Below are 9,068 nucleotides of genomic sequence, written 5' to 3' on the forward strand. Positions count from 1 at the left end.
TGCTGGAGAGCTTGGTGTTAAAGCACGCTGCCGACCGTTTCAGTCGGCAGACTGGCGGCCCAAAAAAACAAGCCCGGCTAAGCCGGGCAAGGGGGATGACCTTATCTCAAGTTCGCTAACGGGCGCTGATCCAGTCTGATCGGCTCACCCTGAAGCACCGGGCCTTAGCCGACCACGACCAGCCGCATAAGGAAGCCGGCGACAGATCAATCACTCTAATCCCACGGATGGCTAGCGGATAGGGTAAAGAGTGCACCCATCTTTAAGAAATACTTTTAACTTAACATCAATCAAACCCATGTCAATTGGCTTATCCATTTTCCAGTAGACAGAAATACTCTTCTTTTTCTCATCAAGTCCATACCGATCAACCTGAACATGAGCAATACTATCAATGTAAATACTCTCACTGAGCGCATTCCCCATAGAAATTGAGATGCATGTCAAATTTATAACATTAGTATGTTTATTTGACATATCAAAATACAATGAGCCATATATCAGAGATTTATTTACATTACCTTCACTATATGGCGCTGATCTGCTTACTTTAACGGCAATGCCGCCCACCGTTGAAGATACCTCCGCCGGTGAATTTTTTTCGCCACTACAACCAGTCGCCACCAAACAAATTCCAAGTAAAATTTTAAGGCACTTCTTCATTTAGAAATACCTCCACTAGATGGCTTTGATGCCTTTTCTGGCGGGGGTGGCAGTTGCTTAACCCATGAGTTCGGTTTAACCGTAAATGATGGATTTGGTAAATTAATACCTGCGCACTTCATTACATCCACGACTGAATCAGTGCAATTATTGCTATATAAGTTATACTTCTTTTTGCCACTATTATGTTGTGCTTGCGAGACAATAGCGCAATTTGCAATGTTCCCATCGCTCTCTTTCGGAGAAGGATATATCAGTGCATTAGGAGGTGGAGCCGTCACCGGAGTAATACTTACCCCTGCGGGTGCGTCTAAGCCCGCAGCAAAACCCGCATTACCACCTGACGCTACATCACCGGCTGCCCCTTGGTTATATTCATACCAACCACCTTGTTTATCTTGAAAATAAAGTGTTGTATGTCCGTTGCCCGCAGCGGCTGCAGGATCTACGCTAAACCCATAATCAAGCCCATACGGATCAATCCAACGCGTTGGGTTCCCTCCAGCATATCCAAAGGTATTCAACCCACCACCGAGCCCAATCGGATCACTCTGAACATACCGCCCCGTCTCCGGATTATAAGTCCGATACCAATTATGACTGAGCTTGATGCTGTTGTCCCAATACTGCCCCGGGAAGCGCAGGTTATACACGAACTGGCTGCCGTTCTTGTCCGCATCCTGATCCGGTAGGGTGTTGCCGAAGGCTTCGCTTTCCCAGCGCCAGGTCAGGCGTTTGTTGAACGCGTCGTAGATGGCGCGTGGCGTGTTGAGGTGGTCGGCGTAGACGTGGTAGATCAGCGGTTTGCTGGGGTCGCTGCTGTTGGGGCGCACCACCGCAATCGGCGTGTCGCCCAGCCAGATATGATCCTGGGTCGGGTTTTGCGTGGCCGGGTCGGCGTGTTCTGCCAGCAGGTGGCCGGCTTCGTCGTAGACGAACTGGATCGGTTTGCTGTTGGCGGTCTTGAGTGCCAGTTGTCCTTGCGCGTTGTAGAAGAAGCTGGTGAAGCTCTGGCCGTTCTTCAGGGCGATGCAGGGGCAACCGACGAAACCACCAAGGCGGTAGCGGAGAGCTTGATTTCAAAGCACACTGCCGACCGTTTCAGGGGGGATGACCTTATCTCAAATCCGCTAACGGGTGATGATCCAGCCTGATCGGTTCACCCTGGAGAACCGAGCCTGAGCCGACCGTGACCAGCCGCACAAGGCGGCCGGCGACAGATCAATCACTCCGACCCCGTTGATTGCGGTCACCCTCGCTCAGTTGCGGTTCGCTTCGCTCGTTGTGATCAGCTCGCGACGGGACTTTCACCCGCAGGAGTGCGCCCATGCTGGGCGCACAAAGCAAGCCCGGCTAGGCCGGGCAAGGGGGATGACCCTATCTCAAGTCCGCTAACGGGCCCTGAACCAGCCTGATCGGTTCACCCTGAAGGACCAGGTCTGAACCGACCGCGACCAGCCGCAAAAGGCAGCTGGCGACAGATCAATGACTCTGACCCCATCGGTTATTTGCTGATTCCCTGCTCGTCAGCAGGCGTCGCCAGCAAATGCACATGGTTGGTCATCAGCACGAACGCGTGAATCGCGACCTGATATTTGGTCGCCGCCTCTAGGAGAAACGACAGATAGGCTTTGTAGTCCGCTTCATCGTAAAAGCAGGCTTCTCGATTATTGCCACGCTGAATGACATGCTGGGCGCAACCGGGAAAGTAGAGGCGAGGTAAACGTGCCACGAGGGTTTCTCCTGACGTCACAGAGAAAGGCTAACACTCACAGCACACTAAATCAATCACTCTGACCCCATTGGTTTCTAAATCAATCACTCTGACCCCATTGGTTTTCAGTATTGATTCAGGACAACAATAGCCAATGCAAATATAAGTATAGGAGTTAACCAATCCCTAATAAATTTTGCACGCAGAGAGGTTTTAAACTCTAAAGCCCTATTGACCTTATTGCTTATCAATAAGATAACCAAACTCACTGGAAAGAAGAAAAATATATATCTGGCAAATTTATCCTGATCAATTTGCCAAATATATGTTCCAAAAATCAACAGAACAATAATAATTGATGCAGTTCGCGTCATACCATCACCATGGAATACACTGCTTCTGCTTGCAGGCCCGTGTACATTTTTCATATGCAAGATCGTTATACTTTTGCAGAGCTTGTGTCGCCGCATACGCTCCCGCTCCTGTCCCCAGCCCAGCAGCATCCCTAGCCTCCTTGGGAGCAAATTTCGTTCCCTGCCCTACCATCCCAGCAGCAGCTCCACCAAAGTAGGACATCCATTTCGCTGCAACTTTAAATCGCTCGCAAGTCTCTTGGCACGAATCTATTATGTTATCGGGCTGATTGTCACAGTATTCAAATCCGGACTCACCAATCTTTCCCTTTATACATTGCCCCTTTAGACCAGTAGGATCTATAAATAATGTTGGATTTCCTCCCACATACCCATATGTATTCAACCCACCGTTCAACCCAATCGGATCACTCTGCGGAAACCGCCCTGTGCTTGGATCATACTGCCGGAACCAATTATGACTCAGCTTGATGCCATTATCCCAATACTGCCCCGGGAAGCGCAGGTTGTACACGAACTGGCTGCCGTTCTTGTCGGCATCCTGATCCGGCAGGGTGTTGCCGAAGGCTTCGCTTTCCCAGCGCCAGGTCAGGCGTTTGTTGAACGCGTCGTAGATGGCGCGTGGGGTGTTGAGGTGGTCGGCGTAGACGTGGTAGATCAGCGGTTTGCTGGGGTCGCTGCTGTTGGGGCGCACCACCGCAATCGGGGTGTCGCCCAGCCAGAGGTGATCCTGGGTCGGGCTTTGCGTGGCCGGGTCGGCGTGTTCCGCCAGCAGGTGGCCGGCTTCGTCGTAGACGAACTGGATCGGTTTGCTGTTGGCGGTCTTGAGTGCCAGTTGCCCTTGGGCGTTGTAGAAGAAGCTGCTGACGCTCTGGCCGTTCTTCAGGGCGAAGCGGGGTGGCCGGCGTTATAAACCACCAAGGCGGTACTGGAGAGCTTGATTTCAAAGCACGCTGCCGACCACTTCAGTCGGCAGGCCGGCGGCAAAAAAAGCAAGCCCGGCTAGGCCGGGCAAGGGGGATGACCTTATCTCAAGTCCGCTAACGGGCCCTGAACCAGCCTGATCGGTTCACCCTGAAGGACCGGGTCTGAACCGACCGCGACCAGCCGTGCAAGGCGGCTGGCGACAGATCAGTTACTCTGGTCCCATTGATTTCAGATGTTCTTTCGCTTGCCAACACCCAAGCTCGGCCGCTCGATTCATCATCTCTTTTGCGCGTAAAGCTGATTCCGCTGTGCTGGGATCGACCTCTAGGAACAAGGCCGAGTAGTAAAGCGCCATAGGCCATTCCGACTTGGCGGCTTCATTTAACCAGTACAGTTCTAACTCAGCGTCAGCGTTTTGCCCACAGTCCCCGTGTGCGTAAATTAGCGATAAGTGAAACTGCGCCTCACCCCAGCCTGCTTTCGCTAGTTCAAGAAATAGCAAGAACGCACGAGCATTATCAATAGCGACACCGTCGCCAAACTGTAATACATAGGCCAGTTTGAGCTGATAGGCGGGAAGGCCGTTGGCAGCCTTCTTTTCAATACTTTGAACGTACTGTCTCTTGTAGCGAACCGCCTGAAGCTCATCTTTCTCCGTGCCATCCCCATCTCGGTAAATTAATGACAAGTAGAGGAAAGCCTCTTCGTAATCATGTTGGGCAAGTGCCAGAAACTGCGGAATTGCGACCTCCATATTGTCGTTTTCATAATTCTGGATTGCCGAATGAAGCAATTCCGCAGGAGTACACGTATCCTGGCGAATGGCGCTATCTATCGGTGTATTATTCACATACTTCATCAAGCTGATTCCCGACGTCAGCACCGCACGTCTCTTCATAGCTATTTGACATGAGAGCGCCAAAGATCATGCCGAAAGTAGTCAAATATCGTGCTTTAATTTTCGGCAGTCGGTCAGGGCGATGATGGAAAACCTCTCTCGCAGCTTTTCTAAGGTATTTCTGCTCGTTTTCACTTAAGCTCTTGCAAACCTTCAGCTCCTTCTTTGTGAAATTTCCTTCAGGATCCAATGGTTGGTTATTCGTAACATCCCATCGCTTGTTAGGATCGTCATTTACATGAACATGGTATGCAGTCCTGCCGTCCACTTGAGTGGTGTGTTCACCATAATTTGTGCCACCTTTAGGCATGGGGTTTCCGTGAAATTCAACGCCATCCTTCTTATAGATGACTTCGAGCCCTAAAGGATCCATTAACGCAACGGGATTTCCAGCCACGTACCCAAACGTATTCAACCCACCCATCAACCCAATCGGATCACTCTGAACATACCGCCCCGTCTCCGGATTATAGGTCCGATACCAGTTATGACTCAGCTTGATGCCGTTATCCCAATACTGCCCCGGGAAGCGCAGATTATAGACAAACTGGCTGCCGTTCTTGTCGGCATCCTGATCCGACAACGCTGTTATGACGTCAAACGGCTCACGCTACGATGGCAGCTCGGCTCACGCCGTTTTAGCCTACGGCTGAAATGTGGCAAACCAGGGCACTTCGCTCCAAATCGTACGATATTTAATTCGGAACATGCTACGGTTGGAGCATGGCTCGCTACAGATTTTAGCAATTGCATTGAAATATTGAGGCGCCGAGTTTTTTCGTCATCTTCGTTATATGGCGTGATCGCTTACCGCAAATGATATCACGGTCGGCCACGCTAGGATTGTGACGGATAACTAATTTCGGGGCAGTGGGCCGGGAAGGGGAGTCCATACCATTAACAAAGCCTAAGCCAATAGAAAATTGGCAATCAAAGTTATTATTACCGATTTTCACATTAAATCCTAAAATCCAAGTCAAAGTCTAAATTGCAGATTGCAATAACCACACTCCAAAATTGCATATCTTCCATTTAATTCAGGATGACTCGGGCAGTTCTCTATTTTTAAAATAACCAACGCTAAATCTATAAAATCACATTGATCCCAATCAAAAAAATCAACAAACAATAACTCAGAATTAGGCGGGATGAATTTTTCATCATAATCCCAATAGCCATACCTAACGCCAATCTCTCTATTTATTAGTGCAGGCGTTGGATTTGAATTTGAGATCTCAACCATAATATTATAGGATTCTGATCCAAATTCAAAATCTATAATATTCCCACCTTCTGGCCTACTTAGAACCATGGAGTAAAATAACTCATTCTTAATTTTCACATAACTATCAACAATACCCCAATCTTTAGTTTCATTGTATCTAGGAAGCATAAAGCAATTCCAAATATGCCTTATACAATCCCTATACTCATTAACTCTAATCTTATTCATGATGAGTTCCTATGTCTTTGTCTCGACAGTGGGTGATGGTTCGTTAAATAATAAGAAGAGGGTGTTGTAATTATTAATCACCCTATTTATATCGACCTCCCTATTCATTTAATAGGGAGGCTCGAATGGTTATGTCATCAATAAAATATATTAAATTTTCCACATAGTGCTACTTCCATTTAATTCCATCTGGACTATCTAGCTTTTGCGGAATGCATTTACAATCCGGATCTTTTTCAACTTGATTGTACACAATTTTGTGCCAATGAAATCCTGTGGGTGAGCCATGACTATTAGCTCCATGATTTGCTTCTCGCCATGGGGCTTGACCAGGAGGACAAGGATTGCAATTCCCATTGCAATCCCTACCAGGCTTAACATGAGGTAGCGTGGGGTGATAATTTCCTCTAGCCTCTACTGGGTCAGGCCGAGCCAAAGGCCCTCCATTTGTACCATTCTGATTGGGCAATACCTGATTCTGCCACCACCAAGTTGCTGCACCAGCAACAGCCATGTCGGCCATCGCAGTCGCTGCCCCCCAACCAAATGCAGCCACAAAAATGAAGCGCCCATCCGGGTCATACTGCGTAGTTGGATTGCCACGGACATACCCATAAGTATTCAACCCACCACCGAGCCCAATCGGATCACTCTGAACATACCGCCCGGTTTCCGGATTATAGGTCCGATACCAGTTATGACTCAGCTTGATGCCGTTATCCCAATACTGCCCCGGGAAGCGCAGGTTGTACACGAACTGGCTGCCGTTCTTGTCCGCATCTTGATCCGGCAGGGTGTTGCCGAAGGCTTCGCTTTCCCAACGCCAGGTCAGGCGTTTGTTGAACGCGTCGTAGATCGCGCGCGGGGTGTTGAGGTGGTCGGCGTAGACGTGGTAGATCAGCGGTTTGCTGGCATCGCTGCTGTTGGGGCGCACCACCGCGATCGGGGTATCGCCCAGCCAGATATGATCCTGGGTCGGGCTTTGCGTGGCGGGGTCGGCATGTTCCGCCAGCAGGTGGCCGGCTTCGTCGTAGACGAACTGGATCGGTTTGCCATAGCTGGTCTTGATCGCCAGTTGCCCTTGCGCGTTGTAGAAGAAGCTGGTGAAGCTCTGGCCGTTCTTCAGGGCGTTGCGCAAACGGCCGGCGTTGTCGTAGCTGAAGGCGATGGCGCCATCGCTGGTCTGGTTGCCGCTGGCGTCCAGGGTATAAGTCTTGGCGTTGCTGCCGCTCTGCTGCAGCAGGCGGTTGCTGGCCGGGTCGATACTGTAGCGGGTGGCGGTGGTGTTGACCTGGCTTTGGGTGCGGTTGCCGTTAGCGTCGTATTGGTATTGCTCGGTGACGGTGCCGCGGGTGGTCTGGTTCAGCCGGTCCAGTGTGTCGTAGTCGTAGCTTTGGTTGAGTTGGCTGGCTTGGTTGTCGATCTGCGCGGTCAGCTGGTTGGCGGCGTTCCAAGTGTAGCTTTTGCTGTACAGGCTGCCGTGTTGCAACAGGTCGAGTTGCCCGTCCAGGTTGGTGTGGCGGTTGTGGGTGTTGCCACCGGCCCAGCTCCAGCTCTTGATGCCGCCGAATGGTTGGTACTGGATGTTGCTGATTAAGGCTTGGCCATTCAGCAGCACGCTGCTGACCCGGCCGTTACGGTCGTAGCTGTAGCTGACCTTGAGGCCGCTCGGGTAGGTGAGTTGGCTCAGTTGGCCTTGCGCGTTCCAGCTGTAGCCGACGTCGCGCTGGCCGGCGTCGCCGCCGACCCCGCCAATGGGGGTGAAGCTGACGGTTTTGCCGCTCAAGCGGCCCTGCGGGTCGTAACGGTAGCGGGTGGTGCCGGCCGGGTCGCTGATGCTGGCCAGCCGGCCTTTGCCGTTGGTAGCGGTGTCCCAGGTGAAGGTGTGGGTCTGGTCGCCGAAGGCCAGGCGGGTGACGCGGCCCAGCGCGTCGTAGCTGCGGGTTTCGGTCTGGCTGCGGGCGTCGGTCTTGGTCTTGAGTTGGCCGGCAGCGTCGTAGGTGTAGAGGGTGGTGCCGGTATCCGGGCTGAGCTGTTGCAGCAGTTCGCCCAGGCCATTGTAGTTGTAGCGGGTGGTGTGGCCGAGTGGGTCTTTGACGGTGACCAGGTTGTCCAGTGCGTCGTAGCTGAATTCAGTGACCAGCACCCCACCGGCCTTGGCCGGATCCGGGGTTTCCAGCTTCACCAAGCGATTAAAGCTGTCGTAGCGGTATTGGGTGGTGCGGTTCAGCGCATCGGTGACGCTGGTGCGGTTGCCGATGGCGTCGTAGGTGTAGCTGGCGACAACTTCAGCCTTGGCGTTCTTGACCTTGGCCAGGCGGCCCAGGGTATCGTATTCGTAGGATTCATCCAACACCACGGCGGCGGAGGCCAGTGCGCTGGTGACCATCAGCAGCAGCGGCCACTGACGGAAGCAAGACAAGGTTGATTTGCGTTTCATCATGTACATCTTTATTGGTTATTTCGTCGGGTTTAACTGGCGCTTCGATCAATCTGCGACAGTGGCTGGCTGCTGAGGCGGGCCTGTTCGATCTGCTCCAGGGCACTGGTCAACGTCCCCTGGGCATCGAATACCTGCTTGCGCAGCTGATTGCCCATCGCATCCAGCTCGTAGTGGATGCGGTTGCCCAGGCTGTCCTGGATGTCGGTCAGGCGATGCGCGGCGTCGTAGGTGTAGCTGACGGTGCGCTGATCGGGGAAGGTGACCTTGGTCAGTTGGCCGACGCCGTCGTAGTCGTACTGGGTCCGTTCCTTGCCGACGGTGCGGGAGGCCAGCCAGCCACGCGGGGTGTAGCTGAAGGTGGTGACCACGCCATTGGGGTCTTTCATGGCCAATAGTCGACCGGCGGCATCGTACTGGGTGAACTGGGTCACTTGCTGCAACGGGTTGGTGAGCTTGCTCAAGTTGCCTTGCGCATCGTAGTCGTAGCGGGTGACTTGGCCGTTCGGGTCGGTGGCGGTCTTGACCAGCCCGAAGTTACCGTAGCTCCACGACCAGACGCGGCTCTTGCCGGGTTTGTTGGCGGCATCCAGCTCGGT

General features: G+C 52.3%; 11 protein-coding genes and 1 pseudogene. 2 read left to right on the top strand and 10 right to left on the bottom strand.

Features of this window, described 5'->3' with window-relative positions:
* Window positions 1–231 precede the first annotated feature (231 nt).
* A complete protein-coding gene (locus tag FFS57_RS23800; RefSeq protein WP_137940324.1) occupies window positions 232–663 on the bottom strand; it encodes a hypothetical protein in 432 nt (143 codons plus the stop codon).
* Entirely contained in the window at window positions 660–1,496 is an 837-nt protein-coding gene (locus FFS57_RS23805) for an RHS repeat domain-containing protein (RefSeq protein ID WP_171014182.1), read from the bottom strand. Before FFS57_RS23805 ends, FFS57_RS23800 begins: the two co-directional genes overlap by 4 nt.
* Before the next feature lie 30 nt (window positions 1,497–1,526).
* Here FFS57_RS23805 and FFS57_RS25970 point away from each other — a divergent pair, with 30 nt between their 5' ends.
* Entirely contained in the window at window positions 1,527–1,817 is a 291-nt protein-coding gene (locus FFS57_RS25970; RefSeq protein WP_137940326.1) for a hypothetical protein, read from the top strand.
* A gap of 353 nt (window positions 1,818–2,170) precedes the next feature.
* Here FFS57_RS25970 and FFS57_RS23815 read toward each other — a convergent pair.
* From FFS57_RS23815 to FFS57_RS25980, 3 genes and pseudogenes are all read right to left on the bottom strand, one after another.
* Window positions 2,171–2,395 (bottom strand): annotated as a pseudogene (locus tag FFS57_RS23815) (transposase); the annotation flags it as partial.
* Between the two features lie 107 nt (window positions 2,396–2,502).
* Window positions 2,503–2,751: a hypothetical protein gene (locus FFS57_RS25975; protein ID WP_249384147.1), complete on the bottom strand. Its 249-nt coding sequence runs from the start codon at window positions 2,749–2,751 to the stop codon at window positions 2,503–2,505.
* A gap of 4 nt (window positions 2,752–2,755) precedes the next feature.
* Window positions 2,756–3,265 carry an RHS repeat domain-containing protein gene (locus tag FFS57_RS25980; RefSeq protein WP_249384148.1) on the bottom strand — a complete coding sequence of 170 codons (510 nt, stop codon included), beginning with the start codon at window positions 3,263–3,265 and terminating at the stop codon, window positions 2,756–2,758.
* Between FFS57_RS25980 and FFS57_RS25985 the strand changes: the two genes are divergently transcribed.
* Window positions 3,209–3,664 carry a hypothetical protein gene (locus FFS57_RS25985; RefSeq protein ID WP_249384149.1) on the top strand — a complete coding sequence of 152 codons (456 nt, stop codon included), beginning with the start codon at window positions 3,209–3,211 and terminating at the stop codon, window positions 3,662–3,664. The genes FFS57_RS25980 and FFS57_RS25985 overlap by 57 nt on opposite strands.
* A gap of 222 nt (window positions 3,665–3,886) precedes the next feature.
* On the opposite strand, the gene FFS57_RS23825 is transcribed toward FFS57_RS25985, so the two are convergent.
* From FFS57_RS23825 to FFS57_RS23845, 5 genes are all read right to left on the bottom strand, one after another.
* Window positions 3,887–4,537: a tetratricopeptide repeat protein gene (locus FFS57_RS23825; RefSeq protein WP_137940327.1), complete on the bottom strand. Its 651-nt coding sequence runs from the start codon at window positions 4,535–4,537 to the stop codon at window positions 3,887–3,889.
* Complete coding sequence (locus FFS57_RS26330; RefSeq protein WP_502705941.1) at window positions 4,521–5,159, bottom strand: RHS repeat-associated core domain-containing protein; 639 nt, start codon at window positions 5,157–5,159, stop codon at window positions 4,521–4,523. Before FFS57_RS26330 ends, FFS57_RS23825 begins: the two co-directional genes overlap by 17 nt.
* Before the next feature lie 393 nt (window positions 5,160–5,552).
* A complete protein-coding gene (locus tag FFS57_RS23835; protein WP_137940329.1) occupies window positions 5,553–6,029 on the bottom strand; it encodes a hypothetical protein in 477 nt (158 codons plus the stop codon).
* Window positions 6,030–6,198: 169 nt separating this feature from the next.
* On the bottom strand, window positions 6,199–8,472 hold the full coding sequence (locus tag FFS57_RS23840; protein WP_171014183.1) for an RHS repeat domain-containing protein: 2,274 nt from the start codon (window positions 8,470–8,472) through the stop codon (window positions 6,199–6,201).
* Window positions 8,473–8,501: 29 nt separating this feature from the next.
* On the bottom strand, window positions 8,502–9,068 hold a 567-nt coding region (locus tag FFS57_RS23845), incomplete at its 5' end, for an RHS repeat domain-containing protein (RefSeq protein WP_137940331.1).

Origin of the sequence: Chitinivorax sp. B (assembly GCF_005503445.1) — a bacterium.
In the GTDB taxonomy this organism is placed as follows: domain Bacteria; phylum Pseudomonadota; class Gammaproteobacteria; order Burkholderiales; family SCOH01; genus Chitinivorax.

Bases quoted from the DNA above. Each gene is read 5' to 3' on its own strand.
- FFS57_RS23800 (WP_137940324.1), bottom strand. From the start codon at position 663: ATGAAGAAGTGCCTTAAAATTTTACTTGGAATTTGTTTGGTGGCGACT.
- FFS57_RS25970 (WP_137940326.1), top strand. From the start codon at position 1,527: ATGATCCTGGGTCGGGTTTTGCGTGGCCGGGTCGGCGTGTTCTGCCAG.
- FFS57_RS25975 (WP_249384147.1), bottom strand. From the start codon at position 2,751: ATGACGCGAACTGCATCAATTATTATTGTTCTGTTGATTTTTGGAACA.
- FFS57_RS25985 (WP_249384149.1), top strand. From the start codon at position 3,209: ATGACTCAGCTTGATGCCATTATCCCAATACTGCCCCGGGAAGCGCAG.
- FFS57_RS23825 (WP_137940327.1), bottom strand. From the start codon at position 4,537: ATGAAGTATGTGAATAATACACCGATAGATAGCGCCATTCGCCAGGAT.
- FFS57_RS23835 (WP_137940329.1), bottom strand. From the start codon at position 6,029: ATGAATAAGATTAGAGTTAATGAGTATAGGGATTGTATAAGGCATATT.
- FFS57_RS23840 (WP_171014183.1), bottom strand. From the start codon at position 8,472: ATGATGAAACGCAAATCAACCTTGTCTTGCTTCCGTCAGTGGCCGCTG.